The sequence below is a fragment of the Caldisalinibacter kiritimatiensis genome, from assembly GCF_000387765.1.
Lineage (GTDB): Bacteria > Bacillota > Clostridia > Tissierellales > Caldisalinibacteraceae > Caldisalinibacter > Caldisalinibacter kiritimatiensis.
Map to the genome: position 1 here is coordinate 1 of NZ_ARZA01000123.1, position 430 is coordinate 430.

At 26.5% G+C, this 430-nt stretch carries 1 protein-coding gene; it reads left to right on the plus strand.

Translation table 11 applies throughout. From position 1 onward, the window contains the following. Positions 1-189: hypothetical protein (locus L21TH_RS14505; RefSeq protein WP_034429461.1), on the plus strand; the 189-nt coding region annotated here is incomplete at its 5' end. Positions 190-430: the final 241 nt, after the last annotated feature.

The following is a 430-nucleotide window of genomic DNA, read 5'->3' on the forward strand; positions in this document are numbered from 1 at the left end:
ATACAGAAGATAAAGAATAATCAGGAAAAAAGCTTAAAAACCTATGAAGAAATTGAAAAGTTTTTTGAAGGATATATGAATCCAATACATGAAGAAAAAGAAGAAGAGAAAAAGAATTTGCTATGGTATAAAAATAATGCAGGAGAGTCAAATGAATTAATGAAAATTATAGAAGAAGGATTAAAATAGTAGAAAAACACAAATGGACAGTTCTCTTATGTACTATCTTTTGAAAAAACAATTCTGTATAGTTATGATGAGGCTTATAAAATTGGAACAAGGTAATGTAAATAAATCTGTGACTAAGTGAAAAACAAAACTCCTTTCTGGTAATAATTAACACTACAAATTAAAACAGAAAGGAGTTTTCCTATGTCAACATTACCAAGAGAAGTTTTAAGAGAAATGATTAAGGATGGTAACTTAAAAA